This window comes from Caulobacter sp. CCG-8, from assembly GCF_037402475.1.
Classification (GTDB): domain Bacteria; phylum Pseudomonadota; class Alphaproteobacteria; order Caulobacterales; family Caulobacteraceae; genus Caulobacter.
Genome location: NZ_JBBEUD010000024.1, coordinates 1 through 26586, shown reverse-complemented (window position 1 = coordinate 26586; position 26586 = coordinate 1). Strand labels below are relative to the sequence as shown.

Genomic DNA, 26586 nt, shown 5'->3' with positions numbered 1-26586 from the left:
GGGCCGGTGGGCTTAAGCCGGTCGCCTGTCCCCTTCGGCAGCCGCATCCAGTTCGTACAGCCATGATCGCCATCACGCCCGCAGCCGCCGCGCCGGTCCGCAAGAAGAACCGCAATCGCTACCGCAAGCCGGTGCGCACCCTGCGGACCGTCCTGCCGGCGATCGCCGTCGGCATGGCCGTGGCGATCGTCGGCCAGGGCGTGATCCGCGCCATGGCCGTCAAGCCCGCCGCTCCCGCCTCCGCCGCGCCGCTGCGCATGGAGAACCCACGCTTCACCGGCACGCTGAAGGACGGCCGCGCCTTCCTGATCACCGCCTCCTCGGCCACCCGCGACCTCAGCAACGCCGACCAGGTGTTCCTGAAGAACCCGCAGCTGACCCGCGGCTACGGCTCGGACAACCCCACCCACGTGGTCTCCAAGGACGGGGCCTACCAGGAGGAGAAGGGCTCGCTGCTGCTGACCGGCGACGTCAAGATCGACAACGGCCAGGGCTACCAGTTCGCCTCGCAGAAGGCGCTGATCGACACCCACACCGGCGACCTGGTCGGCGGCGCCGCGGTCGAGGGCGCCGGCCCGAACAACGGCTCGGTCCGGGCCGACAACTACTCGGTCAGCGACAAGGGCAACCGGGTGGTGTTCAAGGGCCGGGTGCGCACGCGCCTCACGCCGCAACAGTGACCGCGACCGACCCGAAGGGCGGCGGATCCAGGCCCAGCGTCTGTTTCCTCTACATCGCCCAGACCCACCAGATCCTGCACAGCCTGCCGATCGCCATCGCCCTGGCCCGGGGCTGGCCCGACGTCGACGTGCATATCGCCGCCACCGCCCAGGAACACCTGGACTATGTGCGCGACCTGCTGGAGACGCTGAAGGCCCCGCCCATCCCCATGCGGCTGCTGCCGCCGACCTGGCTGCGCGAGCTGCGGCTGAAGGGCTCCTCGACCCCGCCCAAGGCCCTGATGCTGGCGGCCAACGTTCACCGCCTGGGTCGCTACGACGCCGTGGTCACGCCCGAGCGCACCACGGCCCTGCTGCGCAAGCTGGGGGTCAAGGACACCAAGCTGGTCTACACCCAGCACGGCGCCGGCGACCGGGGCGGTCCGTTCGAGCCGCGCCTCAAGCAGTTCGACCTGGTCATGGCCGCCGGCCCCAAGCAGCGCGACCGCATGCTGGACGAAGGCTGGGTCACGCAGAAGACCTGCGCCATGGTCGGCTATCCCAAGTTCGACATCATCGACGCCCTGCCGCCCTCGCCGCTACCGGTCTTCCCGCAGGCCAAGCCGCTGGTGCTGTACAACCCGCACTTCCACCCGACCCTGGGCTCCTGGCCGAAGTGGGGCCGGCGGATTCTCGAGCGGTTCGCGGCGGACGAGCGTTACAATCTGATCTTCGCGCCCCATATCCGCCTCTTCGAAGGCGCGGATCCCCGTTCGATCGAGGCCCTGGCCCCGTTCGTCGATCATCCGCGCATCCATCTCGACCTGGGGGGGCCCGCGGCGATCGACATGACCTACACCCGCGCGGCGGACATCTATCTGGGCGACGTCTCCAGCCAGGTCTACGAGTTCCTGCGCACGCCCAAGCCGTGCCTGTTCCTCAACCCCACCCACGCCGACTGGCGCGGCGACGAGAGCTTCCATCACTGGCTGTACGGGCCGGTGCTGGACGACATCGAGGGCGTGGTCGACGCCGTCGCCTCGGCCCAGCGCGGGCACGGCGACTATGTCGAGGCCCAGAGGAAGGGCTTCGCCGAGAGCTTCGACCTGCGCGAGACGCCCTCGTCGGTCCGCGCCGCCCAGGCGATCGTCGACCGCCTGCCATCGGGACGCCGACGTCCGCGATGAGCAAGGAAACCAAGGTCTTGCACCGGGTTCTGGCCAATGCCGGGACCCTGCTTGGAGGGCGTACGGTCAACGCCGTGGTCGGCCTGGCCTATATCGCCTTGACCGCACGTGGCCTCGGCAAGGAGCTGATGGGCGTGATCGTGCTGATCAACGCCTTCTCGCAGTTCCTGGGCGAGGTGGCCAAGTTCCAGTCGTGGCAGACCCTGCTGCAGTACGGCGCCTCGGCCCTGCTGCAGAACGACCGGCCGCGCTTCCAGCAGGTGCTGCGCTTCACCATCCTGCTCGACTCGCTGGGCGCCGCCGTGGGCGTGACCCTGGGCGTGGTCGGCGCCCTGCTGTTCGGACATTTCCTGGGCTGGCCGGCCGAGCTGTCGCCCGCCGCCGCCTGCTACGCCCTGTCGATCGCGGTCATGGACTCGGCCACCTCGGTCGGCCTGCTGCGGCTGTTCGACCGCTTCCGCTTCCTGGCCGCCGAACAGGCCGTCAGCTCGGCGGTGCGACTGGTCGGCTGCGCCCTGTGCTTCACCCTGCACGCCCCGATCGAGGCCTATCTGGCCTCCTGGGCGGCGGGGACCGTCGCGGCCTTCCTCTACGTCAACGGCGTGGCCCTGTGGGACCTCAACCGCCGCCAGTTGCTCAAGGGCTTCACCTTCCGCGGCCCGCTGTCCGAGGGCCTGCCGGGCATCTGGCGCTTCGCCTGGGCCACCAATTTCAGCGGCACCATCGACACCGCCTTCAGCCAGGTGATCACCCTGGTGGTCGGCTCGGTGCTGGGCCCGGGCCAGGCCGCCATGTGGCGCGTGGGTCGCCAGGTGGCCGACGGCATGGCCAAGCCGGCCAAGCTGCTGGTCCCGGCCCTCTATCCCGAACTGGCCAAGATGCGGGCCACGGGCGGCGAGGACGCCATGCGCAAGCTGTCGCGCCAGATCGGCCTGATCGGCGGCGGCGTGGCGGGCCTGCTGCTGCTGGTCTCGATCCTGTTCGGCGCCCACATCCTGGCCATCGTGATGGGCCCCGCCTTCGCGGCCGGCGCCAGCATCATGAACTGGCAGGTGGCCGCCGCCGCCATCGGCGTCCTGGCCATGCCGCTGGAGCCGATGCTGGTCTCGCTGGGCAAGGCGGGCCTGGCCCTGCGCGTGCGGGCCGTGGTCTGCGCGATCTACCTGGCCTGCCTGGTGCCGCTGATCCGCGCCGCGGGCCTGGACGGCGCCGGGGCGGCCCTGGTCGGCGTCGCCGCCGCCCTGGCGATCGGCATGTACATCGCCCTCAAGCGAAGCCTGGCCCAGGAAACGGCCCACGCCAAAGACGAACAAACTTGCGCCGAGGATCAAAACGGCGCCAAAGGCCTTCCGCAATGATTACTCCGACGTCCTCTTCGCGAACCGTGAGATTCGCCGATTTCCCCACCCTGACCGCCGCGCTCGACTTCGCCGCGACCGGTGAAACGGGGATCAACCTCTATTCGCTGCGCGGCGAACTGGTCGAGGCCCTGCCCTACGCCAAGCTGCGCGAGCAGGCCCTGGAGCTGGCGCCGCGCCTGCTGGCCACCGGCGCCAAGCCGGGCGACAGCGTCGGCCTGATCGCCGAGACCGAGGGCGACTTCGTGCGCGCCTTCTTCGCCTGCCAGTACGCCGGCCTGGTCCCCGCGCCCCTGCCGCTGCCCGCGCCGCTGGGCGGCCGCGAGGCCTATGTCGAGCAGATCGCGCGGATGCTCGACTCGGCCCACGCCAAGCTGCTGATCGGCCCGGCCGGCATGAAGGACTGGGTGGCCGAGATCGCCGCCAAGACCGCGCTGAACTTCGCCGGCGTCCTGGCTGATCTGCCGGCCTCGAAGGGCGACGCCCTGCCCGAGGTGAAGCCGGACAACACCTGCTACCTGCAGTTCTCGTCGGGCAGCACGCGCTTCCCGACCGGGGTGCTGGTCACCCACCGCGCCCTGATGGCCAACGCCGTGGCCATCACCCGCGACGGCCTGCAGGTGCTGCCGACCGACCGCGCCGTCTCGTGGCTGCCGCTCTATCACGACATGGGCCTGATCGGCTTCCTGCTGTCGCCGATGACCAGCCAGATGACGGTCGACCTTCTGCCCACCGGGGCCTTCGTGCGCCGGCCGCTGCTGTGGCTGGACCTGATCACCAAGAACGGCGGCACGATCAGCTACAGCCCGACCTTCGGCTACGAGCTGTGCGCCCGTCGCGCCGAGGTGGCCTCGATCGAGCACCTGGACCTGTCCAAGTGGCGCAGCGCCGGCCTGGGCGGCGACATGATCCGCACCGGCCCGCTGCGCGCCTTCGCCGAGCGGTTCGCCAGCGTCGGCTTCTCGGAAAAAGCCTTCGTCGCCAGCTACGGCATGGCCGAGGCGACCCTGGCCCTGTCGATGGCCCCGCTGGGCGGCGGCCTGAAGACCGAGCGCCTGGACGTCGAGCGCCTGGAGCAGCACGAGGCCGTGCTCACCGACGACCTGGACCGCTCGCGCGAATTCGCCCGCAACGGCCCCGCCCTGCCCCACCACGAGCTGGAAGTGCGCGACGAGAACGGCGCGGTGCTGCCCGAGCGCGGCGTCGGCCGCATCTACGCCCGCGGCCCCAGCCTGATGCGCGAATACTTCGAGCAGCCCCAGGAGACCGCCCGCGTGCTGTCGGCCGACGGCTGGCTGGACACCGGCGACCTCGGCTACCTGATCGAAGGCGAGATCGTCATCACCGGCCGCGGCAAGGACCTGATCATCCTCAACGGCCGCAACATCTGGCCGCAGGACCTGGAATGGACCGCCGAGGCCGAGGTCGACGGCCTGCGCAGCGGCGACGTGGCGGCCTTCTCGGTCCCCGGCGACGAGGAAGAGGTCGTGGTGATCCTGGTCCAGGCGCGCGGCGGCGACGCCGACACCCGCGCGGCCCTGGTCGAGAAGATCCAGGGCGTCCTGCGCCTGCGCCACCAGGTCGAGACCCAGGTCCAGCTGGTGGGCGCCCACGCCCTGCCCCAGACCTCGTCCGGCAAGCTGAGCCGCTCCAAGGCCAAGGCCGCCTATCTGGCCGGCGCCTATGGCGAGCGCGCCTGACATGACGGGGGCCCACAAGGGCCCCGTGGTCGCCGTCACGGGGGCCACGGGTTTCCTGGGCCGCCGGCTGGTCAAGGTCCTGGCCGAGCAAGGCTGGACCGTCCGCATCCTGGCCCGACGGGACATCACCGACCCGATGTGGCGGGGCCTTGAGCCCCAGTTGGTGATCGGCGACCTGGCCAACACGGCCGCCCTGGCCGCGCTCTGCGACGGCGCCGAGGCGGTCGTCCACGTGGCCGGTCTGATCAAGGCGCAGGACCGGGCGGCCTTCGATCGCGGCAATGTCGAGGGGACGCGGCGGGTGGCTCAGGCGGCCAAGACGGCCGGCGCGCGACTCATCCTGGTCTCCAGCCTGGCCGCCCGCGAGCCCCATTTGTCCGATTACGCGGGCAGCAAACGTGGCGGAGAAGACGCAGCCCGCGAGATTTTCGGCGGTGATCTGACCATCGTCCGCCCGCCGGCGATCTACGGACCGGGCGACGTCGAGACGCTTAGACTGTTCAAAATGGCCTCGAAAGCGGCCTTTTTACCCGTTTTGAGCCCCAAAACGCGCATGGCGTGGATCCACGTCGACGACGCCGCGGCCCGAATCGCCGACTTGGTCAAAACGCCGCGCCTCGGGCTGCTCAGCTTGTCCGACAACCGTCCGGAGGGGTATGGCTGGATCGAACTCATGCGGACCGCGTCCAAAGCGGTCGGCGCGTCGCCAAGGCTGGTGCGCATCCCCTCGGGGGCGATCAAGGCTTTGGCGGTGTTGTCAAAATGGGCGTCCGCCGCAACTGGGAAGGATACAATTCTCACGCCGGGCAAGGCTCGGGAGTTGCTTCACGACGATTGGGCCCTATCTAGCAACGATCCGATTCCGGACTTTCCCCCAGTGAGATACCCTCTCGAAGCGGGATTCGCGCAAAGCGTGCGCTGGTATCGCTCGGAAGGTTGGTTGAAGGAAGAAAAGTCTCGAAAATAGCCGAATACGGCGATTTTCTGGCGGGACTGCTGTTACAATTCGGTTATGTAAGACTGTGGTCGGGGATACTGTCGGGTCGATGGAAGCTGTTACGGATCTCACTCTACGTGAAATCGGACTAGCGACGAGCAAGGTGCTCGGGCGCTCGGTCGATGTGGCGAACGATACTCATATCGGCCGCGATCTGGCGGTCGACTCCCTGGCCCTCATGAACATCATCATGGAGCTCGAAGACACCTTCGACATCTCCATTCCTCTGGATCGCCTGGCTTCGGTGGAAACCGCCGGAGACCTCGCCTCCCTGATTAAAGATCTTCGGAATAGGGCCTAAGCCATGGGGCTGTTCGACAAGCACCTCGCATATCGCGACGCCTACAATGCCATCCGGCAAGCCGGCGCCGATCCCTTCAGCGTGCGCTTCGACGCCGTCGTCTCGCCGACTGAAGGCGTGATCAACGGCAAACGCACGATCCTGCTGGGCACCAACAACTATCTGGGCCTGACCTTCGACGAGCAGGCGATCGCCTCCTCGGTCAAGGCTGTGCAGGAACGCGGCACCGGCACCACCGGTTCCCGCATCGCCAACGGCAGCTTCGAGGCGCACGTCGAGCTCGAAGCTGCCCTGGCCAAGTTCTACAAGCGCAAGCACGCCATGGTGTTCACCACCGGCTACCAGGCCAATCTGGGCGTGCTGTCGACCCTGGTCGGCCGTGGCGACCACCTGATCCTGGACGCCGACAGCCACGCCTCGATCTACGACGGCGCGCGCCTGGGCCACGCCGAGGTCATCCGCTTCCGCCACAACGACCCGGAAGACCTGTACAAGCGCCTGCGCCGCATGAAGGACGTGCCCGGCGAGCGCCTGATCGTGGTCGAAGGCATCTATTCGATGATCGGCGACACCGCGCCGCTCAAGGAAATCGCCGCCGTGAAGCGCGAGCTGGGCGGCTACCTGCTGGTCGACGAGGCCCACTCGATGGGCGTCCTGGGCGAGCACGGCCGCGGCCTGGCTGAACTGGCCGGCGTCGAGGCCGACGTCGACTTCGTGGTCGGCACCTTCTCCAAGAGCCTGGGCGCCATCGGCGGCTTCTGCGTCTCGGACATGGACGACTTCGACGTCATGCGCGTCACCTGCCGTCCGTACATGTTCACCGCCTCGCTGCCGCCGGCCGTGGTCTCCTCGACCGTGACCGCCCTGCGCCGCCTGGAAGAGCAGCCCGAGCTGCGCCACAAGCTGATGGACAACGCCCGCCGCCTGTACGACGGCCTGTCGGGCATGGGCTACGTCACCGGCCCGACCTCCAGCCCGATCGTGGCCATCACCATGCCCGACACCGAGCGCGCGATCGGCATGTGGAACGCCCTGCTGCAGAACGGCGTCTATCTGAACCTGGCCCTGCCGCCCGCCACGCCGGACAGCCGTCCGCTGCTGCGCACCAGCGTCAGCGCCGCCCACACCTTCGAGCAGATCGACCAGGTCCTGGCCGTGTTCGCCGAACTGGGCGCGGCCATGGGCCTGATCGAAGCCCCGCTGAAGCGCGTCTCGGCCTAAGGCCGGACAGCTCTGGAAAACGAAAGGCCCGAGGGAAACCTCGGGCCTTTTCTTTTTGCGGTCGGGGACATGCCCTTGGGCGTGTCCCCAAGACTTGGCTCCGTGGATGCTGATGGGGACACGCCCAAGGGCATGTCCCCATCTACGCCCCATTCCCCGCCTTCGCCCGGTCCTGGGCCTGCCGTCGGCGCCACAGGCCCCACAGCACGCCCGGCGCGGCCAGCACCGGATGGCGCTCGCGCCAGGGCGTCACCTCGACCGGCATGCCGGTGTGGCGCTCGATCTTCCAGGCGGCGTAGCGCGCGGCCCCGTCGAAGGTGAAGGCCGCCTTGATCAGCCGGGCGTAGTTCAGGGGCCGCCCCATCCGCCGGCGCAGGCGCCAGGCGGCCAGCAGGCGTTTCCGGCCCGCTTCGTCCAGCTTGGGCCGCACGACGCCGTCGGCCTCGATGCCCAGCAGCCCTTCCTCGCACCAGCAGGCGATCAGCAGGCGATGGTACCGCGCCGCGTCGAAGCCAAGGATCGAGCGCTCGCGCCCGCCCTTCTCGACCCGGAACTCGGCCGCGTAGGTCTCCTTGAACAGCGCCGTCCAATAGGCCTCGGACGGCCCCTCGGCGGGGCCCAGGGCGGCGGCGAAGCGGGCGGCGGTACGGGCGGCGTCGGCCACGGCCTCGACGACCTGGCCGGCGATCGCCGGATCGGCGCTCCACACCAGGCCCGCGGGCTGGACGAAGCGAGCCCAGATGGTGGTGTCGATCCCCTGCCCGCGCGTCGCCGCCTGGAACTGAGCCAGGGTCATGGTCGCCACCTTGGCCCGCAGCACCTGACCGTCCACCTCCAGCTCGTGATAGCTGACGTCCGGCCACAGCAGGCGCGTGACCAGGCCGCGCGGGCCCGGACGGACGCGCTCGGTCAGCACGTAGAAGTCCAGCACCCCGTCTAGGTCGCCCGTGCGCAGGATCGAGCCGTAGAACAGCACCGCCAGCGGCGTCTCGAAGCGGTCCAGGAGCTTGGCCGCGAAGGCCACGGCCTGCGGCGGGGCGGGAGCCAGCAGCTCCTCGCCCACCAGGCTTGCGACGGACCCGGTCATGCCGCCAGGAACCTCAGGGTCGGGGCCAGCACCACGGTCAGGCCGCCGGAGCCGTCATAGACGTCGCCGTCCACCACCAGCGGCTGGTTGGTGGTGATCCGCAGCCTCGAAGCGTCGCCGCGCCGGTAGCCGTAGCGGCCCGACCAGGCCGACTCCTTGCCGGCCACCAGGGCCGGGAAGGCGCCCGGCAGGCCGCGGGGCGGAGCGTCGACGTCCAGGAACTTCAGGCCCTCGCGCGGCGGGCCGAACGGCTTGACCCCGAACGGCAGGCGCTTGAGCGTGGTGGCCAGCACCAGGAAGCGGTCGGCCGTGCGGGTCTCCTCGCCGTCGATGGCCAGGCACAGCGGCACGCCGGCCCGCCACTGGTCGCGCTTGCCGCCCATGACGGTGCCGACCAGGGCGCCCAGCACGCTCATCGCCACGGCGATGCTGTGGAAGGCGCCGGTCTTGTGGACGGTCTGGGCCAGGCTGGTGGCGCGCACGAAGGCGCCCAGGCCGAAGACGAAGCCGCGCAGGCTGGGCCGCCCGTCGTCCCAGCGGACCTCCAGCGGCGCGCGGTGCTTGATCACGGCGTCGGGCGACTTGGCGGCCGCCAGGGCCTTGGCCAGGGTGAAGTCGCGCGGCACGCCCAGGTCGATGGCCAGCACGTTGGTCTTGCCGGACGGGATCAGGGCGATCAGCGGCATGGCGTCGCCGAAGATGGTCGCCGCGCGGCTGAGGACGTCGCGGATCGTGCCGTCGCCGCCGTCGATCACCAGCATCTTCACGCCGCACTGGGCGAAGGCCTGCAGGTCCTGCTCCAGCGCCTCGGGCGTGGCCGGCTCGACGAGCAGCACCGCGTCGGTCGTCGACGCGTCGCCCGTATCGGACTCCGAGCGCCCGATATTGGCGTGGCTCATCGGATTGCGGACGACGCCTACTCGCATCAGCGCGACAACCAGGAAACGACGGCCCCCTTCGGGGCGGCCAGGGCTTGCAGGATTTGCGCGGCGTGCACGACCAGGCAGATGCCCGTCCAGACCGCCACCGCCAGGAACCCGATGTCGGGACGACCGGCCACAACCGCAAGGGTCAGCAGGATCAGGTTCGGGTTCCGACGGGCGGTGATCTGCCGGAAGAAGCTGTCGAACGGCCGCCAGGCGTGCATCTCGACCTTGAACAGGGCCAGGAAGATCCCCTCCTCAACCCGCTGCAGGACGTAGCCGGCCAGGATCACCGCCAGGGCCAGCTGGCCGTGCGGCATGGTCAGGCCCAGCGCGCCGACGCCGACATACCAGGCCCACCACCAGAAGGGCGGATGCACCAGGTCGATGCCGTGGTCGAAGACGTTGCCCCACTTGGACGAGGTCAGGGTCACGCGGGCCAGCTTGCCGTCGACGGTGTCGAGGAAGGTCATGATCCAGGCGCAGACCAGGCCCCAGCCGAATTCGCCCTTCCAGAACAGCCAGAAGGCCGCCAGCACCAGCAGGAAGCCGATCAGGGTCACCTGGTTGGGCGTCATCCTGGCCAGGGCGCACCAGCGGGTGACGATCCGGGCGGGCACGGGCCACACGTGCTTGGTCACCAGGTCGGTGACGCCCTTGTACGAGCCCTGGAACAGGCGCTTCTCGACGGCCACGCGGGTCTCGGGCGTCAGGCGCTCCAGCACCGGCGGCTCGCGCTTGCGCAGGGCGTGGTTGTAGGCCGAGCCCAGCTCCACGGCGGTCAGGCGGGTGTCGACCAGGGCGGTGACGTCCTCGCCGGTGTCCAGCCGCACGATCGCCTCGCGGGCGCGGGCGGCGGGGACGTTGACGGCGACGATGCGGCCGGCCTCGTCGACCAGGGCCACGCCGGGACGGCCGGCCAGGGCCTTGATCAGCGACTCGTCGAACACCCAGCCGGCGTCGACCACCACCACGTCGCCGCTGACGAAGACCGTCTCGTGTCCGGCCTCGACCAGGCCCAGGCGGCGATAGATGCGCGACAGCCGCTCGGCCGAGGTCATCCCCCAGAGGCGCGTTTTCGCCTGACCGACCGTGACGGCGGACGGGCCGGCGGCGTCATTTGGACGATTTTCCACGCTCACGATAGACAACCCCTTGAAACCTGGGGCGATTGATAAGCAGCTTCGGCCCCTTCCGCCAGAATCCGTGAACCAAACTTTGTCGATATTCCGCTTGGCCCACCTCTCCGACCCGCATCTGCCGCCGCCGCAGGGGGCGTTCGGCTGGCGGGACCTGCTGTCCAAACGTCTGCTGAGCCGGATCGCCTGGCGGCGCAAGCATCGCGAACACCGGCCCGAGGTGCTGGCGGCGATCGTCGCCGACCTCAAGGCCCACGCCCCCGACCATGTCGCCATCACCGGCGACCTGACCAACTACGCCGCCCCGGCCGAATACGAGGCGGCCCGGGTCTGGCTGGAGGCCCTGGCCCCCGCCCGCGACGTCACCGTCAGCCCCGGCAACCACGACGCCCTGGTCGAGACCAAGGGCGGCCGGCCGTTCGCCCCCTGGACGCCCTGGCTGGGCGACGAGGGATTGGGCGAAGGCGGCGACGTCGCCTTCCCGCAGGTGCGGGTGCGCGACGGGGTGGCGCTGTTCAACCTGTGCTCGGCCGTGCCGACCGCCCCGCACCTGGCCACGGGCCGGCTGGGCAAGGCCCAGCTGGAGCGGCTGGACGCCCTGCTGGCCGACCCGGCCTATCGCGACCTCTTCCGCGTGCTGCTGATCCACCATCCGCCCGTCCCGGGGGCGGTGGCCAAGCGCAAGGCGCTGGAGGACCAGGACGCCCTGCGCGCCCTGCTGGCCCGCCACGGCGCGGACCTGGTCCTGCACGGCCACGCCCACGAGGCGATGGTGGCGACGGCCCCCGGGCCGGACGGCGCGATGATCCCCGTGCTGGGCGTGCCCTCGGCCTCGGCCATGGGCGAGCGCGGCCATCCGGCGGCGCGCTGGCACGGGGTCGAGATCGACCGCCAGGCCGACGGCGGGGTCGAGGTCAGGGTCGTGGCGCGCGGCCTGGATCCGAAGACCGGCCGGCCCGCCGAACTCAGCCGCTACGTCCTGCTGCAGGCCGGCCGGCCGCCCGCCGGACACGCCTAGCGCGAAAAGCCCGGAACCGGAGCGAACCGCGCCGTTCGGACTTCCATGGAAAAGGCCGCGTCCCTATTGTATGCGACGGCGGCGAACGCCCCGAGGCGAGGCCGACATGACCAATCCCACCGCAGAGAATTTCGGGTATCCGCGCACCAAGGTGGCGGAAACGGAGAGCTGGCTGGTCCTGGTGCGCCCCAAACAACCGACCTTCGGATCGCTGGTGCTGGTATGCAAGGAATCGGTCGAGTCCTTTTCCCAGCTGAGTCCCGCCGCCTTCGCCGACCTCAAGACGGCGACCGAGGGCGTCGAACGCCTGCTGGGCAAGGTCGTGGCGTACGAGAAGATCAACTACCTGATGCTGATGATGGTCGATAAGGACGTGCATTTCCACGTGATCCCGCGCTACGCCGGGACGCGCGAGCATGAGGGCCGCACCTTCGCCGACGCCGGCTGGCCCGCCGTTCCGGCGCTGGGCTCGACCGTCGACCTGGACCCCGACGCCGCCGAGCGCCTGGCCCAGAGCTTCGCCCAGGTCTGGTCGGCCGCGTGAAGAAGCCCATCCCCACGCCGCACGGCACGTCGCGCTTCCGGCTGATCGACGCCTATCTGCTGCGCCTGCTGACCTGGCCGATCATCGGCTGCCTGGGCGTGACCGTGATCGCCCTGTTGCTGGAGCGGGTCCTGCGCCTGCTGGACGTGCTGTCGCAGAGCAGCGCCCGCTTTGGCTACGTCACCCAGCTGGCCGCCAACCTGGTGCCGCACTATCTGGGCCTGGCCCTGCCCGTGGCGTTCTTCGTGGCGCTGTTCATCGTCATCACCAAGCTCAGCGACGGGTCCGAGATCGACGCCCTGCTGGCCAGCGGCCAGTCCCTGACGCGCGTGGCCGCTCCGTTCGTCTATGTCGGCCTGTTCCTGATGGTCTTCAGCCTGATCGTCTTCGGCTACATGCAGCCCTACAGCCGCTACGCGTATCGCGCGGTCATGCACGAGGCGATCAACGCCGGCTGGAACGGCAAGCTGAACGGCGGGGCCTTCATCGACCAGCCCAAGCTGCTGATGACCGCCGACGGCGCCGACCCGGCCGGCCAGCAGCTGACCCGGGTGTTCATCCGCCGCCAGGACGCCGCCGGCCGCGAGGAGGTGATCACCGCCGCCACCGCCGACCTGCGGGCCGACGCCGACGGCAAGAACGTCACCATGCTGCTGCGCAAGGGCCAGCGGATCGCCGTCGATGCCCGCGGCGAATACCGCACCCTGGTCTTCGACCAGTTCACCACCAACGTGCCCCTGGCCGGCGCGGCGGCCCTGCTGCGCAACCGGGGCGGCGACGAGCGCGAGCTGACCCTGGGCGAGCTGGCCCGCCAGGCCGACAGCCCCAACCCGGTCGTCCCGCGCGCCACCCTGCTGGCCGAGCTCTACGGACGCCTGGCCCGGGCCGCCTTCCTGCCCTTCCTGCCGCTGCTGGCCTTCCCGCTGGGCCTGGCCGCCAAGCGCGGCAACCGCACGCCCGGCCTGATCATCGCCGGCGTCCTGCTGCTGGCCTTCCAGCACAGCCTGCAACTGGGCCAGAGCCTGGCGGAATCGGGCAAGGCCATGCCGCTGGCGGCCATCGGCGTCCCGTGGCTGATCTTCACGGGCCTGAGCCTGTGGATGTTCATCGGCAGCCGCAAGCGTCCCGGCCAGACCCCGGTCACCGAGCTGATCCGCCGGTTCGGCGTGGGCATCAAGCGCTTCCGGCGCATGTTCCGCGACAAGTTCGAGCAGGCCGACGCATGAAGATCCAGCTGTACGTCCTGCGCACGGTCGGCACGCGGGTGCTCGGCGCCGCCCTGATCCTGTTCTCCATCCTGCAGATCCTCGACCTGCTGGAAGTGACCACCGACATCCTGGACCGGGGCCTGGGCACGGCCGGGGTGCTGTACTACGCCGCCCTGCGCTCGCCGCGCCTGATCGAGCAGGTGGCCCCCATCGCCACCCTGGCCGGCGGCCTGTTCGCCTTCTCGCAGCTGGCCCGCGAGAGCGCGATCATCGCCATGCGCGCCACCGGCATCTCGGCCTATCGCATCGTCGCCATGGCCCTGCCCGTCGCGTTCCTGGTGATGGCGCTGGACTTCACCTGCGCCCAGGTGATCGCCCCGCGCACCGATCCGGTGTTGGCCGACTGGTGGCAGGCCACCACGCCCGTCGCCGACCGCAAAGTCCCGGGTCCGCGCAGCTTCCGGGCCGGCGACGACCTGGTGATCGCCGCCGGCGCCTCGGCCGACGGCCGCACCCTGAACGCGGTGAAGATCTATCGCCGCGACAAGACCGGCCGGCTGATCGAGCGGATCGAGGCGCCGTCGGCCGCCTACGCCCGCGACAAGGGCTGGACCCTGGTCAAGCCGGTGATCGTCCGGTTCAACGGCGAGCACGTCGACGTCACCCCCGCCGCCAGCATGATCTGGCCCTCGCCCCTGCATCGCCAGGACGTCCAGGCCCTGTTCGCCGACAGCCCTGTGCCCACCGCCGCCACGGCGCGCCGGGCGCTGCTGAACGGCGGCGGCGACCGCCCGTCCACCTTCTACGAGACCCGCCTGCTGGCCGCCTTCGCCGGACCCGTGGTGTCCCTGGTGATGCTGCTGCTCAGCGCGCCGGTGGCCCTGGCCAATTTCCGCAGCGGCCAAGGCGCCGTGCTGCTGACCGGCGGCCTGGCGGCCGGCCTGATCTTCCTGGTCGTCAACGGCATGCTGTCGGCGCTCGGCGAAGGCGGATCGCTCTCACCCATCCTGGCCGTCTGGGGCGGCCCGGTCATCTTCGCGGCCCTCGCGATCTACGCGCTCGTTGTCCTGGAGGGCTGAATGCCGTTCGACACCACTGAATCCGGTCTTGAGATCATCCCCGTCAGCTCGAAGGCCGAACTGAAGCGGTTTATCGACCTGGCCAACCGCCTCAACGCCAAGGACCCCAACTGGGTGGTCCCGCTGATGTACGAGCGCATGGCGGCCCTGACGCCGGCGACCAACCCGTTCTTCCAGCACGCCGACGTCCAGTTGTGGCTGGCCGTGCGCGGCGGCCGCGACGTGGGCCGGATCAGCGCCACGATCGACCACCTGGCCACCGAGGTCGGCGCGGGCAAGACCGGCAATTTCGGCATGATCGCCGCCGAGGACGACCCGGCGATCTTCAAGGTGCTGTTCCGCACCGCCGAGGACTGGCTGACGGCCCGCGGCTGCACCCGGGCCCTGGGTCCGTTCAACCTGTCGATCAACGAGGAGGTCGGCCTGCTGGTCGACGGCTTCGACACCAAGCCGATGGTGATGATGGGCCACGACCCCCGCTACGCCGCCGCGCGGGTGGAGGAGCAGGGCTACACCAAGGCCAAGGACGTCTACGCCTATGTCTGTGATCCCCGCGCCGCCCTGCCCCCGGTGGTGGTCCGCCGGGTCAAGCGCGGCCTGCCCGAGGGCGTGGTCCTGCGCCAGCTGGACATGAAGCGCTACGACGACGAGGTCAAAGCCCTGACCTCGATCCTCAACGACGCCTGGTCGGAGAACTGGGGTTTCGTGCCGACCACCGAGGCCGAGACCGCCCAGCTGGGCAAGGCCCTGAAGGACGTGCTCGACCCGCGCCTGGTGCTGTTCGCCGAGATCGACGGCGAGGTCGCCGCCTTCATCGTGCTGCTGCCCAACGTCAACGAGGCCATCGAGGGCCTGAACGGCAAGCTGCTGCCCTTCGGCTGGGCCAAGTTGCTGTGGCGGCTGAAGGTCAAGCGGGTGAAGTCGATCCGCATCCCGCTGATGGGCCTGAAGAAGAAGTTCGCCGACAGCCTGCGCGGCCAGGTCGTGCCGTTCCACCTGATGAACGCCGGCCGCGACGCCGGCATCGCCCTGGGCTACGACAAGTTCGAGTTTTCGTGGATCCTCGAGGACAACATGCCGATGCGCCGGATCTCCGAGGCCATGGGCGCCGAGATCTACAAGACCTACCGCATCTACGAGAAGGCGCTGCAGGCGTGACCCAGCCGTTCCAGGCCCTGGTGCTGGCCGGTTCGCGCGGCGGGGTCGATCCCGTCGCCGACTACGCCGGCGTCAGCCAGAAGGGCCTGATCGTCCTGGGCGGCCGGACGCTGCTGAACCGGGTGCTGACCGCTCTGGACGAGGCCGGCGCCCAGCGCATCGCCGTCTCGACCAACGACGCGGCCCTGCAGGCGGCCCTGGAGGCCGAGAAGACACGGGCGACGCTGTCGCGCCTGCCCTCGGCCGCCGGCCCCAGCCAGAGCGTCCACGAGGGCGCGGAGGCCATGGGCACGCCCCTGCTGGTCACCACGGTCGACCACGCCCTGCTCCAGCCGGACTGGGTGACCGACTTCATGGCCGACACCCCGGCCGACGCCGACATCGCCATCCTGCTGGGCGAGGAGCACCTGGTGCAAGCCGCCGCGCCCACGACCAAGCGCACCTATCTGGCGTTCCGCGACGGGCGCTATTCGGGCTGCAACCTGTTCTACCTGAAGACCCCGGCCTCGCTGAAGGCCATCGACCTGTGGCGCACGGTCGAGAAGCACCGCAAGCAGCCGTGGAAGATCGCGGCCCTGTTCGGACCGGTGATGCTGGCGCGCTACCTGCTGGGCCTGATGACCCTGGACGAGATGGTGGCGCGGATCGGCCGCCTGGCGGGGGTCAGGGCGGCGGCCGTCCGGGCGCGGCACGGCTTGGCGGCGGTGGACGTCGACAAGCCGGCCGACCTGGACCTGGTGCGGTCCCTGGTCGAAGGGTGAGCCCCTTCGCGCCGGATTTGGCTCAGGAGGTCGCGGCCTCGGGCGCGTTGCCCTCGTCGCCGCGATAGAACACCCCGACGGCGGCGACCCAGAGCACCGCGACGATCGTGGGGATCCACGCCACGGACTCCGGCAGCGGAATGGGCGAGATCGGCCCGAGCGTCGCGGTCCAGATGACGAACGAAATCGCCGAGATCACGATCGCCAGCACCTGCGGTTTGACCCCGCCTTTCGAGGTGGACTTGACCCGGACCACCACCAGGATCGCGATACAGGCCACCGCGATCACGATCAGACAGACCAGCTTGATCGTGCCCGTGACCGAGGCCGGGATCAGGGCCACGGTCGCGGCGTAGGTCCCCAGCGCCTCGGCGGGGATCAGCTTGGCCAGGCGCGAGGCCCAGCCGTCGGTGTTGGTGTCCTGCGGAGGCGGATTGTCGCCCGGCGCCAGCGGCGGGCCGTTAACTCTCAGTGACATGGATGCTCCCTCTTCTCTTCAAAATGGTTCTTCGAAGCTGGGCGCCGACGTCGCGACTTTCCGACGCGATACTGAGTCATCCACGAGACGCCCCAGCGTGAGCGTGACCGAAGTCGCCCGCGAACGCAATCGACGAGAGAGTATGCATTTAAGCGCAACCGTAGAGCGGCAAGCGCGCGCGGACACGAAAAACCCCGCCGCCGACCACCGCGGGCGCGGCGTCGACGGCGGGGTCCTTGGAGGCCCGGAAAGGCGGAAGCCGGCTACTTCAGCTTGGCGCTGACCGAGATCCCGACGATGCGCGGCTCGTTGTAGACGGCCGCCATGTAGTTCTCGATGACGCCCTTGAGGTTCTTCTCGTTGGTGATGTTGCGGCCGAACAGGGCCACTTCATAACCGCCGTTATTGCCCTCGTAGCCCAGCTTCAGGCCGCCCTCGAAGTTGTCCTTCGAGTAGAACTCGTCGGTGTCGTAGAGCACGAAGTTCGTATAGCCCTGGATGTTCCAGTCGGTGGCGACGAACAGCTTGCCGTCGGCGCCGACCGGCAGGTCATAGCGGCCGGTGAAGCTGAAGTTGTACTTCGGCGCGTTGGGCAGCGGCTGGCCGTCGATCTGGGCGAAGGTGTTGGCGCCGACCTTGATCGTCGGGTTCTTCACCGTGCAGACCACCACGCCGTTGAGGGCGCAGACCTGGGCGTAGACGCGCTTGTCGTCGATCTCGCTGTGCAGCAGGCTGAGGCCCGCCGTCAGGGTCAGGTTGGTGATCGGGCGCCACTCGGCGTCGGCTTCCAGCCCGTAGGCCTTGGCCTTGTCGGCGTTGAACAGCACGCCGTTGCCGTTGGAGTCGTTGCCGTTCAGCTGGATGTCCTTGACCTCGTAGGTGAAGGCCGAGGCGTTGAAGCGCAGGGTGTTGTCCAGCAGCGTGCTCTTCAGGCCCGCTTCCCACGACAGGATCGTTTCCGAGTTGGCGGTGGTGAAGTCGCTGTTGAACACGGCCGAGCGGCCCTGGATGGTCGGGCCGCGGAAGCCCTTGGCCACGCGGGCGTAGAGGTTCAGGTCGGGATTGACCTCATAGTTGGCCGACAGGTCCCAGCTGACCTGCTCGTCGGCCAGGCGCACGTAGCGGCGGCCGGTGTAGGTCGAGACGTTGGCGGCGGTGTTGGACGTCTTGACCAGCACGGTCTTCTTGGCGTCGTAGGTGTCGCGCAGGCCGCCGGTGATCGTCAGGGCGTCGGTCAGCTTGTAGCTGACCTGGCCGAACACCGCCCACGAGGTGTTCAGGTTGTTCAGCCGCACCCAGTTGTTGGGGTTGTAGCCGGCCGAGGTCGGCAGCAGGAAGTAGCCGCGCTGATAGAAGTCGGTCGTGTCGCGCGAGTCGAAGTACAGCGCGCCGACCTGCCACTTCAGGCGGTCGTCGCCGTTGCTGGCCAGGCGGATTTCCTGGGTCAGCTGGTCCAGGTCGCGGACCTGGCCCATCGACTGGCCGAAGCCGTTCGGAGCGCCGGCGACCGGGAAGTTGGCCGCCGCGCCGCCGTCGGTGTCGCCGCGGCTGTAGCCGTTGGTGGTCTCGTAGGCGCTGATCGAGGTCAGGGTCACCGGACCGAAGTCGTAGGCGATGTTCAGCGACGCGCCCTGGGTGTCGTAGGCCTGCGGGTTGTTGGCCGCCTCGTCGAAGGCGACGCTGTCGCGCGGGGCCGACGAGCTGTTGGAGCCCTTCTTCAGCGCCTGGCGCAGGAACAGGGTCGAGGTGCCCTCGTACTGGCGGGCGTGGGCCGAGGCCAGGACCGTCAGCTGGTCGGTCGGGGTGGCCAGCAGCTGGACCCGGACGTCCTTCTCGTCGAAGCCGCCCATGGCGTTCTTCTTCGGGGTGACGGTGCCGTCGGCGCTGGTCCCGGCGAAGGTGTTGTCGACGTAGTCGTCGCGGTGCTGGTAGAGCGCCGACACGCGGAAGGCCAGCTTGTCGGCCACGATCGGGCCGCCGATGCCGCCGTCGAAGGTGGTCGTGCCGTAGGTGCCGTACGAGGCGCTGGCGCGGCCTTCCAAGGTCTGGGTCGGCTTGTTGGTGTCGAACTTGACGATGCCGGCGGTGGTGTTGCGGCCGAACAGCGAGCCCTGCGGGCCGCGCAGCACTTCCACCTGCTTGATGTCGAACAGCGGGTTCGACTTCAGGACCACGTGCTCCAGGATCACGTCGTCATGGATGATCGACACGGGCTGGGATGCGCCCAGGTAGAAGTCGATGTTGCCGAGGCCCCGGATGTAGAAGCGCGGGAAGATCCGGCCCGTGGTGGTCTCGGCGTAGAAGCTGGGGACCTTGCCCGACAGGGCCAGGATGTCGCTGCCGTCGGCGTTGACGGCGCGCAGCTGGTCGCCGCCGACCACGGCCACCGACACCGGCACCTTCTGCAGGTTCTCCGAGCGGCGCTCGGCCGTGACCACGATCTCGTCCAGGGCGGTCGAGGACGCCTCCTGGGCCAGGGCCGCCGTCGCGAACGACAGCGCCGACAGGGCCACGCCCGTCAGCAGGCTGACTTTCTGAATTCCGAACTTCCGCATGAGATCCCCATTTCCGGCCGTGCAGGCCTTGTATCGATCGATACGCCGGAAGGTGTCGGACATTGACCCTGTCCCCCACAAGCGTCGCCACCGTTTCCAGGTAGAGCGGACCGGCTATAGGAGTCGCCTGTGACTGGTCGATGACAGAGTAAGAAGCAGCTTACTTTGTTTGTGGATGAGACACGGAAATGCGCATCGCGATGCGGCTTTGCCACACCGGCGAGCACTCTTCAGTTTACGGAATATCCCGGCCGGAAGGCCGAGCCCGCCGGCCTACTCGCCCGCGGCGACCCAGGCCGCCGCCAGTTCGCGGTTCTTCGGCACGTCCTCGGGGAAGTCCATCTCGGCCCATTGCAGGCCCTGGATCGACTGCACCCGGACCACGTCGTGCTCCTGGGCGATCTGGTTGATCACGCTGAGGTACCAGCGCTTGAGGCCTTCCGGCGTGCGCAGGGCCTGCTCGACGATGCGGGTGAACAGGGCCGCGCCCTCGGGATCGAAGCGCAGGAAGCCGATCGACTCGGCGTCGTACTGCTCGATGGTCTTGCCGATGGCCCGCAGGGACAGCCCCTCGGTCAGCACCTTCATGTCGTCGGCGTCGTAGCCGCCCTTACGGTCGATGGTGACGGTGATCGGGGCCGACGGCGCGGCGATCAGCGCCTCGGCGATCGGGCGCTCGAACAGGGTGTCGCCGTTCAGCAGCAGGAAGTCGCCGCGCATCTCGCCGCGCGCCAGCCAGCAGGTCGCCAGGTTGTCGGTCAGGGCGTAGAACGGGTTGAACAGGGTGCGGACCTTCAGGCCCGGGATGTCCAGCCCCGCGACTTCCTTCTCGACGGTGTCGGCGGCGAAGCCGGTCACCACCACCGCCTCGGTGATCCCCGCCTCGGCCAGGTGCTTGAGCTGCCAGTGCAGCACGGTGCGGCCCGAAAGCTCGACCAGGCACTTGGGGCGGGTGTCGGTCAGGGGCGACAGGCGCTTGCCCTGGCCGGCGCTGAGGATGATGGCTTTGGCCGGTTTCGCCACGGGCGTGGTCTCGTCTATCTGGGGGAATTGAGAGCGCGAAATAGCGACGACGGGACGGGCCAACAAGCCCGCCCCGTCGTTTCAGGGTTGGAAGTATCAAGTTTCGCGGGAGGGGCGCAAGCGCGACCCCTCCCCTCGTTCAAGCGGGCCGCCTAGAACGGCAGAGTGAACTTCACGGCCAGGGCCTGGTTGCTGACCCGGTCGCCGAACTGACCCGACCAGTTGAGCTTGGCGCTGGCGCCCTTGGCGTTGACCAGGGACACGCCCAGCTCGGCGTCGCCCGTGGTCTTGTCCAGCCGCGAGGCAACATCGTACGAGCCGGCCACCGGCGGCGCGCCTTCGAAGGCCGTCGTGAACTGCGGGGCGCTGCCCGACAGCATGTGGCTGGCGCCGATGCGGGCATAGGGCCGGATGGCCGTGACGCCCTGCATGAACTCGGCGCCGACCTCCAGCTTGACGCTGGCCCGGGTGGACTGGTCCACCTGCTTGGGCGCGACCAGGTTCAGCGCGCCCGCGCCCTTTTCGGCGAAGGCGTCGGTCTGGATGCGGGCGTAGTTCACCTCGGCGATCGGCTTGGCGTAGGCCTTGTCGGCGCCGAAGCGGTAGCCGGTCCGGACGGTGACCGCCTGGAAGGTCTGCTCCTGCTTGGCCTGCGCCATCCGCAGGCCCGACGGCAGCAGGACCGCGCGGCGGGTGTCGACCGAGCTCGTGCCCGTGGTGAAGGCCATGGCGAACGCGGCCGGACCGTCGATCACCTTGGCCACGACGCCCAGCTGATAGCGGTCGCCGTCGCCCTGGGTGCGGGTCGGCACGCCGGTCCGCAGGCTCTCGCCCGACAGCGCCATGCCCAGCCGCCAGTGCGGACCGGCGGCGCGCTCGAAGCCGCCCTGCAGGCCCGCGGAGCGTTCCCGGTAGGCCATGTCCTGCGTCGTGGCGTCCAGCGTCAGCTGGCGCCCGCCGGCCTTGGTCCACACGCAGTCGTCAGCCTCGTCCCGGCCCGGCGTCGTCGGGCAGGTCATCATCGAGTCGGTGAAGCCGGCGATGGCGAAGTTGGTCACCGCCACCTGGTCGGCGTAGGTCTCGGCGCTGAAGCTGTCGTAGTAATTGGCCAGGGCCGTCTGCGACGGCTCCCAGAACAGCTCGGCCGCCACCGGCGCGAAGGCGTCGGTGCTGCCGGCCAGCTGGATGTTGTTGATGTGATCGCCCACCGAGGTGCGGTTGACGTTGAACCCGGCCGGCGAGAAGTCGACCACATAGTGCAGGTTCAGGTCGTCCTTGGTCGTCTTGAGCTCGAAGGTGGCGATCGACGAGGTCGGGGCCACCAACTGGACGCCCGAGGCGGTCACGGTGCCCGAGCCGTTCAGGATCGTGGCCGTGTGGTCGCCCGGCAGGATGTGGCCCGGGTCGGCGATCTGCAGGACGAACTTGCCCTTCAAGTCCAGCGAACCGGTCAGGTCCAGGCGGTCGATCTCGCCGGCCTTGCCCGTCTTGCCCAGGTCCAGGTCGGTCAGGAACACGCCGGTCGCGGTCTGCTTGAAGTCGCCCTCGACGCTGGTGGTCTGCACGTGGCCGTTGCCGCCGGGCGTGAAGATCCCGTCGTTGGTCAGCAGGCCGCCGTTCAGCTTCACATAGTCCAGCGACACCAGGGTCGAGGTCGTCGTGTTGTTGAAGGCGTTCAGGCCGCGGCCCAGGTCGATGTTGCCGATCACGCCCTTGTTGCTGATGAACGTGTCGTTGCCGGTGGTGGCCAGGATGGCCAGGTTCGAGTCCGCCGACACCACGCCGTTCAGGGTGATGACGTTGTTCTTGCCGCCGTCGACGAACACGCCCTTGCCGTAGACCGCGCCGCCGTGGACGTCGCCGTTCAGGGTGGCGTTGATGTCGGCCGCCGTATAGGTCGGCGTCGCCGCCGCCGAGGCCGACAGGCTGTGCGAACCGGCCGCCGGGACGTCGCCCGCCTGGCTCTGGAAGAAGGCCCCGACGCCGTTCTTGCCGCCGGCCCAGATGTTGCCGTTCTGGATCACGGTGACCGTGCCGGCGTCGCCCGTGCCGCCCAGCGAACCGGCGAACGACAGGCCCAGGCCGCTGCCGAACAGGCCGCCGCCGCCGCCCACGCTCTGGGCGAAGATGCCGACCGCGCCGTCGCCGAGCAGGATGATGTCGCCGGTGTTGACCACCTTCACATCGCCGCCGTCGCCGCCGTAGCCGTCCAGCGGGTTCAGGCTCAGCTTGCCGTAGTCGCTGTAGTCCTCGCCGCCGAACGGGCCGAAGTCGCCCCACGAGGCGATGCCCAGCGAGGTGTCGCCGGCCACGCCGCCGCCGCCGCCCACGCTCTGGGCGAAGATGCCGTAGGCGCCGTAGCCCGAGGTCTGGATCAGGCCGTTGTTGGTGACGACGACGTCGCCGCCGTCGCCGGCCGTGCCGCCCAGGCCCGAGAACACGATCTGGCCGACGGCCGTGATCGTCCCCTCGCCGCCCGTGCCGCCGCCGCCGCCGACGCTCTGCGCCATGATGCCGTGCGACAGGCGGCCCGAGGTGTAGATCGCGCCGTTGTTGGTGACCGTGACCAGGCCGCCGTCGCCGGCCGAACCGCCCGTGCCGCCGATGCTGATGCCCCAGGCCGGCTCGCTGAACGAGTCGATCAGGTCCTTGGTGGCGGTCAGGTTGCCGACCACCTTCATCGTGTCCGACAGGCCCTTGCTGTAGGAATAGGTGTCGTCGCCGTCGTAGTCGGTGGCGCCGCCCGTGCCGCCGCCGCCGCCCACGCTCTGGGCGAACACGCCGCGCGACAGGGCTCCTTCGGTGACGATGGTCCCGTTGTTGGTCACCCGGACCTCGCCGCCGTCGCCGGCCACGCCGCCCTGGCCGCCGATGCTGACCTCGCCGGCCAGACCCGAGCCGCCGTCGCCGCCGCCGCCGCCCACGCTCTGGGCGAACACGCCGTGCGAGTCGTTGCCCTTGGTCCAGATCAGGCCGCTGTTGAGCACCTTGACCAGGAAGCCGTCGCCGCCGCCCGCGCCCGAGCCGCCGATGGCGATCTGGCCGCCCTTGGCCTCGCCCTTATTGGCCATGTCGAGGAAGGTGACGACCTCCTCGCCCTGGGTCGAGATCAGGCCGCCGCGACCGCCGCCGCCGCCCACCGACTGGGCGAACACGCCGTGCGAGTCGCTGCCCTCCGTCAGGATCTGGCCGCTGTTGTCGACCCAGACCTCGCCGCCGTCGCCGGCCGCGCCGCCCTGGCCGCCGATCGAGACGTTGACCGAGGTGGCCTTGCTCGTGCCGGCCGGCTTCTTGGAGAAGCTCAGCGAGAAGCCGCGGGCGTCGCCGCCCGAGCCGCCGCCGCCGCCCACCGACTGGGCCACGATGCCGCTGGAATTGCCGCCGACCGTGCTTAGCGAGCCGCTGTTCTTGACGTCGACCAGCTTGCCGTCGCCGGCCGCGCCGCCCGTGCCGCCCAGGGCGATGGCGTAGGTGCCGTTCTGCCCCTGGCCGAAGCTGCCGGACGCCGCCGTGGCCACGCCCGCGTCGCCGCCGCCGCCGCCGATGCTCTGGGCGTAGATGGCGTTGGCCTGGGACTCGCCGGTCGTGGCCACCACGCCGCTGTTGGTGACCCTGACGATCCCGCCGTCATTGCCCGTGCCGCCGTCGCCGCCAAGCGCGACCGAGATGTTGTTGCTCTTGGAGCCCAGGCTGACCGTGCCGGCGCCGCCGGCCATGTAGTCGGACCACTGGTTCTCGTCGATGCCGGCCATACCGCCGTGGCCGCCGCCGCCGCCGATGCTTTCGGCGAAGATCCCGTGCGACTGCTCGCCGTGGGTGACCACCGTGCCGCTGTTGACGACCGTGACGTCGCCGCCGATCGAGCCCGTGGCGCCCGAACCGCCCATGTTCATCGACAGGTTGGTCGACTCGCCGCCAGACACCGCCAGGGCCCCGGCCGCGCCGCCGGCCCCGCCGCCGCCGCCCACGCTCTGGGCGAAGATGGCCGTGGCGTCGTCGCCCTCGGTCACCACCAGGTCGGTGGAGGTGACCTTGACGTCGCCGCCCTTGCCGCCGCCGCCGCCCGAGCCGCCGAACGCCAGGGAGACGTTCTTGGACTTGGCGCCGCCCAGCGCCGCCGAGACGGCCATGCCGCCGGTCCCGCCGCCGCCGCCCACGCTCTGGGCGAAGATGGCCGTGGCCCCGTCGCCGGTGGTGCCGACCTTGCCGTTGTTGGTCACCTCGACCAGGCGGCCGACGCCCGCCGAGCCGCCCGAGCCGCCGATCGACACGCCGATGGCGATGTTGTCGGTCGACGAGAGGCCGCCGGTCAGGGCGCCGGCCATGCCGCCGTCGCCGCCGCCGCCGCCCACGCTCTGGGCGAACACGCCGTAGGCCCGCGCGCCCTCGGTGGTGGTCACGCCGTCGGTGGTGACGTGGACCTCGCCGGCGTCGCCCGCCGAACCGCCCTCGCCGCCGATGCTGGCCGAAAGTCCGACCGTGCTGGTCCCCTGGGTCAGGGTGCCGCTGATCGAGAAGCCGCCGCTGCCGCCGCCGCCGCCGATGCTCTGGGCGATCAGGCCGTGGGCCTCTTCGCCATGGGTCACCGCGCCGACGTCGCTGGTCACGGTGACGGTCTCGGCGTCGCCGCCCGCGCCGCCCGAGCCGCCGATCGCCGCGCTGATCCCCTTGGGCGCGCCGGACGACAGGGCCGCGGTCACCGCCGCCGAGAAGCCGCCCGCGCCGCCGCCGCCGCCGATGCTCTGGGCCTGGACGCCGTAGGCCCGGTCGTTGTGGGTCTCGATCAGCTCGCGGCTGTGGACGGTCACGACGCCGCCGTCGCCGCCGACCCCGCCGCCGCCGCCGATGCTCAAGCTGCCCGCGCCGGTGCTCTGGCCGGCCGCGCCGCCCGCCGCGATCGAGAAGCCGCCGCTGCCGCCGCCGCCGCCGACCGACTGGGCCAGGACGCCCACCGCGTCGTCGCCGTGGGTCTCGATCTGGCCGAAGCTGTCGACCTTGACTTCCTTGCCGTCGCCGCCGCCGGCTCCATTGCCGCCGACGCCGACCGAAACCGCGCCGCTGGTGTTGCCCGAGGCGATGGCCAAGGCGCCGGTCCAGCCGCCCGCCCCGCCGCCGCCGCCGATGCTCTGGGCCTGGACGCCGTTGGCCCGGTCGCCCGTGGTCGAGATGTCCGCGTGGCTGGTCACCGTGACCAGGTCGCCCGCGTCGCCCGCCGCGCCGCCGGACCCGCCGATGCCGAGCGAGCCGGAGCCCGAGGTCTGGCCGATTCCCGCGCTGCCGGTCAGCGAGAAGCCGCCGCTGCCGCCGCCGCCGCCGATCGACTGGGCCAGCACCGCCGTGGCGTCGTCGCCCAGGGTCAGGATCATGTCGATGACGTCGACCTCGACGTCGCCGCCCTTGCCGCCGCCCGCGCCGGAACCGCCCACGCCGACCGCGATGGCCGCCGTGCTCTGGCCCGCGCCCACCGACAGGGCGCCGGTGAAGCCGCCGCTGCCGCCGCCGCCGCCGATCGACTGGGCCTGGACGCCGTAGGAGCGGTCGCCCCGGGTGCTGATCACGCCGGTGCTGGTCACCTTGACCAGCTCGGCGTCATTGCCCGCGCCGCCGTTGCCGCCGACGCTGACGGTCGCCGCGCCGGCCGTCTGGCCCGCGCCCACGCCCGCCGCCAGCGAGAAGCCGCCCGTGCCGCCGCCGCCGCCGATCGACTGGGCCAGGACGCCCGCGGCGTCGTGGCCCTCGGTGAAGATCCCGCCGGTGCTGGTGACGGTCACCTGCTTGCCCTTGCCGCCCAGCGCGCCCGCGCCGCCGACGCTGACGCCGACCGCGCCCGCCGTCTGGCCGGCCGCGATGGCCAGCGAGCCGCTCCAGCCGCCGTTGCCGCCGCCGCCGCCGATGCTCTGGGCGAAGACGCCCTGCGAACGATCGCCCTGGGTGTGGATCGTGCCCACGCTGTCGATGGTGACAATGTCGGCGTCGCCGCCGCCGTCGCCGCCGCCGCCCACGCCGACCGAGCCGCCCAGCGCGCCCTCGCCCACCGCGACGCCCGCCGCGATCGAGAAGCCGCCGCTGCCGCCGCCGCCGCCCACGCTCTGGCCGAAGATGCCCGCGGCGTCCGCGCCCTGGGTCTCGATCCGGCCCGTGCTGTCGATCTTGACCTCGCCGCCCTTGCCGCCGTGATCGCCGTCGCCGC

20 protein-coding genes are annotated in these 26586 nt (G+C 70.3%); 13 read left to right on the top strand and 7 right to left on the bottom strand.

The features are described from left to right. Window positions 1-62 precede the first annotated feature (62 nt). The 7 genes from lptC (at window position 63) to spt (ending at window position 7423) form a co-directional block, all read left to right on the top strand. A complete protein-coding gene (lptC, locus tag WAE60_RS20245; protein ID WP_337688267.1) occupies window positions 63-680 on the top strand; it encodes an LPS export ABC transporter periplasmic protein LptC in 618 nt (205 codons plus the stop codon). Further along, window positions 677-1846 (top strand): glycerophosphotransferase, encoded by a 1170-nt coding sequence (locus WAE60_RS20240; RefSeq protein ID WP_337688265.1) that lies wholly within the window; start codon window positions 677-679, stop codon window positions 1844-1846. Before lptC ends, WAE60_RS20240 begins: the two co-directional genes overlap by 4 nt. Continuing rightward, window positions 1843-3204, top strand: a complete 1362-nt coding sequence (locus WAE60_RS20235) for a lipopolysaccharide biosynthesis protein (RefSeq protein WP_029916735.1) — start codon at window positions 1843-1845, stop codon at window positions 3202-3204. Before WAE60_RS20240 ends, WAE60_RS20235 begins: the two co-directional genes overlap by 4 nt. Next, a complete protein-coding gene (locus WAE60_RS20230) occupies window positions 3201-4904 on the top strand; it encodes a fatty acyl-AMP ligase (protein ID WP_337688261.1) in 1704 nt (567 codons plus the stop codon). Before WAE60_RS20235 ends, WAE60_RS20230 begins: the two co-directional genes overlap by 4 nt. After that, window positions 4888-5871, top strand: a complete 984-nt coding sequence (locus WAE60_RS20225) for an NAD-dependent epimerase/dehydratase family protein (RefSeq protein ID WP_337688259.1) — start codon at window positions 4888-4890, stop codon at window positions 5869-5871. Before WAE60_RS20230 ends, WAE60_RS20225 begins: the two co-directional genes overlap by 17 nt. A 79-nt stretch (window positions 5872-5950) precedes the next feature. Next, the gene (locus tag WAE60_RS20220) at window positions 5951-6202 is read left to right on the top strand and encodes an acyl carrier protein (RefSeq protein WP_026176593.1); all 252 of its coding nucleotides are present in this window, start codon (window positions 5951-5953) and stop codon (window positions 6200-6202) included. A 3-nt stretch (window positions 6203-6205) separates the two neighbouring features. Next, a complete protein-coding gene (gene spt, locus WAE60_RS20215) occupies window positions 6206-7423 on the top strand; it encodes a serine palmitoyltransferase (protein WP_337688257.1) in 1218 nt (405 codons plus the stop codon). 142 nt (window positions 7424-7565) lie between these two features. On the opposite strand, the gene WAE60_RS20210 is transcribed toward spt, so the two are convergent. Genes WAE60_RS20210 through WAE60_RS20200 form a run of 3 tightly spaced genes read right to left on the bottom strand, consistent with a single transcriptional unit; the run spans window position 7566 to window position 10494 of the window. Beyond that, window positions 7566-8510: a hypothetical protein gene (locus tag WAE60_RS20210; RefSeq protein ID WP_337688255.1), complete on the bottom strand. Its 945-nt coding sequence runs from the start codon at window positions 8508-8510 to the stop codon at window positions 7566-7568. Further along, the gene (locus WAE60_RS20205; RefSeq protein WP_029916747.1) at window positions 8507-9436 is read right to left on the bottom strand and encodes a diacylglycerol kinase family protein; all 930 of its coding nucleotides are present in this window, start codon (window positions 9434-9436) and stop codon (window positions 8507-8509) included. The genes WAE60_RS20210 and WAE60_RS20205 overlap by 4 nt, the downstream gene beginning before the upstream one ends. Then, complete coding sequence (locus WAE60_RS20200; protein WP_231499543.1) at window positions 9436-10494, bottom strand: CDP-alcohol phosphatidyltransferase family protein; 1059 nt, start codon at window positions 10492-10494, stop codon at window positions 9436-9438. Before WAE60_RS20200 ends, WAE60_RS20205 begins: the two co-directional genes overlap by 1 nt. Before the next feature lie 157 nt (window positions 10495-10651). On the opposite strand from WAE60_RS20200, the gene WAE60_RS20195 reads away from it, so the two are divergent. From WAE60_RS20195 to WAE60_RS20170, 6 genes are all read left to right on the top strand, one after another. Then, window positions 10652-11590: a metallophosphoesterase gene (locus tag WAE60_RS20195; RefSeq protein WP_337688251.1), complete on the top strand. Its 939-nt coding sequence runs from the start codon at window positions 10652-10654 to the stop codon at window positions 11588-11590. 106 nt (window positions 11591-11696) lie between these two features. After that, on the top strand, window positions 11697-12134 hold the full coding sequence (locus WAE60_RS20190) for an HIT family protein (RefSeq protein ID WP_029916753.1): 438 nt from the start codon (window positions 11697-11699) through the stop codon (window positions 12132-12134). Window positions 12135-12142: 8 nt separating this feature from the next. Next, window positions 12143-13360, top strand: coding sequence for an LptF/LptG family permease (locus tag WAE60_RS20185; RefSeq protein ID WP_035019013.1), 1218 nt, complete (start codon window positions 12143-12145; stop codon window positions 13358-13360). After that, window positions 13357-14421 (top strand): LptF/LptG family permease, encoded by a 1065-nt coding sequence (locus tag WAE60_RS20180; RefSeq protein ID WP_029916757.1) that lies wholly within the window; start codon window positions 13357-13359, stop codon window positions 14419-14421. The genes WAE60_RS20185 and WAE60_RS20180 overlap by 4 nt, the downstream gene beginning before the upstream one ends. Continuing rightward, window positions 14422-15579: a dATP pyrophosphohydrolase gene (locus WAE60_RS20175; protein WP_337688248.1), complete on the top strand. Its 1158-nt coding sequence runs from the start codon at window positions 14422-14424 to the stop codon at window positions 15577-15579. Then, window positions 15576-16340 carry a nucleotidyltransferase family protein gene (locus WAE60_RS20170; RefSeq protein WP_337688246.1) on the top strand — a complete coding sequence of 255 codons (765 nt, stop codon included), beginning with the start codon at window positions 15576-15578 and terminating at the stop codon, window positions 16338-16340. Before WAE60_RS20175 ends, WAE60_RS20170 begins: the two co-directional genes overlap by 4 nt. A gap of 22 nt (window positions 16341-16362) precedes the next feature. On the opposite strand, the gene WAE60_RS20165 is transcribed toward WAE60_RS20170, so the two are convergent. The 4 genes from WAE60_RS20165 to WAE60_RS20150 form a co-directional block, all read right to left on the bottom strand. Continuing rightward, on the bottom strand, window positions 16363-16818 hold the full coding sequence (locus WAE60_RS20165; RefSeq protein ID WP_029916763.1) for a hypothetical protein: 456 nt from the start codon (window positions 16816-16818) through the stop codon (window positions 16363-16365). 263 nt (window positions 16819-17081) lie between these two features. Next, window positions 17082-19373, bottom strand: a complete 2292-nt coding sequence (locus WAE60_RS20160) for a TonB-dependent receptor (protein WP_029916765.1) — start codon at window positions 19371-19373, stop codon at window positions 17082-17084. A 273-nt stretch (window positions 19374-19646) separates the two neighbouring features. Further along, window positions 19647-20396, bottom strand: coding sequence for a sugar phosphate nucleotidyltransferase (locus WAE60_RS20155; protein ID WP_029916767.1), 750 nt, complete (start codon window positions 20394-20396; stop codon window positions 19647-19649). A gap of 152 nt (window positions 20397-20548) precedes the next feature. Beyond that, window positions 20549-26586: hypothetical protein (locus tag WAE60_RS20150; protein ID WP_337688242.1), on the bottom strand; the 6038-nt coding region annotated here is incomplete at its 5' end.

What these genes read in the sequence shown, in the direction of transcription:
- lptC (WP_337688267.1), top strand. Translation starts at nt 63, where the DNA reads ATGATCGCCATCACGCCCGCAGCCGCCGCGCCGGTCCGCAAGAAGAAC.
- WAE60_RS20235 (WP_029916735.1), top strand. Translation starts at nt 1,843, where the DNA reads ATGAGCAAGGAAACCAAGGTCTTGCACCGGGTTCTGGCCAATGCCGGG.
- WAE60_RS20230 (WP_337688261.1), top strand. Translation starts at nt 3,201, where the DNA reads ATGATTACTCCGACGTCCTCTTCGCGAACCGTGAGATTCGCCGATTTC.
- WAE60_RS20225 (WP_337688259.1), top strand. Translation starts at nt 4,888, where the DNA reads ATGGCGAGCGCGCCTGACATGACGGGGGCCCACAAGGGCCCCGTGGTC.
- WAE60_RS20220 (WP_026176593.1), top strand. Translation starts at nt 5,951, where the DNA reads ATGGAAGCTGTTACGGATCTCACTCTACGTGAAATCGGACTAGCGACG.
- spt (WP_337688257.1), top strand. Translation starts at nt 6,206, where the DNA reads ATGGGGCTGTTCGACAAGCACCTCGCATATCGCGACGCCTACAATGCC.
- WAE60_RS20210 (WP_337688255.1), bottom strand. Translation starts at nt 8,510, where the DNA reads ATGACCGGGTCCGTCGCAAGCCTGGTGGGCGAGGAGCTGCTGGCTCCC.
- WAE60_RS20205 (WP_029916747.1), bottom strand. Translation starts at nt 9,436, where the DNA reads ATGCGAGTAGGCGTCGTCCGCAATCCGATGAGCCACGCCAATATCGGG.
- WAE60_RS20200 (WP_231499543.1), bottom strand. Translation starts at nt 10,494, where the DNA reads ATGACCTCGGCCGAGCGGCTGTCGCGCATCTATCGCCGCCTGGGCCTG.
- WAE60_RS20190 (WP_029916753.1), top strand. Translation starts at nt 11,697, where the DNA reads ATGACCAATCCCACCGCAGAGAATTTCGGGTATCCGCGCACCAAGGTG.
- WAE60_RS20180 (WP_029916757.1), top strand. Translation starts at nt 13,357, where the DNA reads ATGAAGATCCAGCTGTACGTCCTGCGCACGGTCGGCACGCGGGTGCTC.
- WAE60_RS20175 (WP_337688248.1), top strand. Translation starts at nt 14,422, where the DNA reads ATGCCGTTCGACACCACTGAATCCGGTCTTGAGATCATCCCCGTCAGC.
- WAE60_RS20165 (WP_029916763.1), bottom strand. Translation starts at nt 16,818, where the DNA reads ATGTCACTGAGAGTTAACGGCCCGCCGCTGGCGCCGGGCGACAATCCG.
- WAE60_RS20160 (WP_029916765.1), bottom strand. Translation starts at nt 19,373, where the DNA reads ATGCGGAAGTTCGGAATTCAGAAAGTCAGCCTGCTGACGGGCGTGGCC.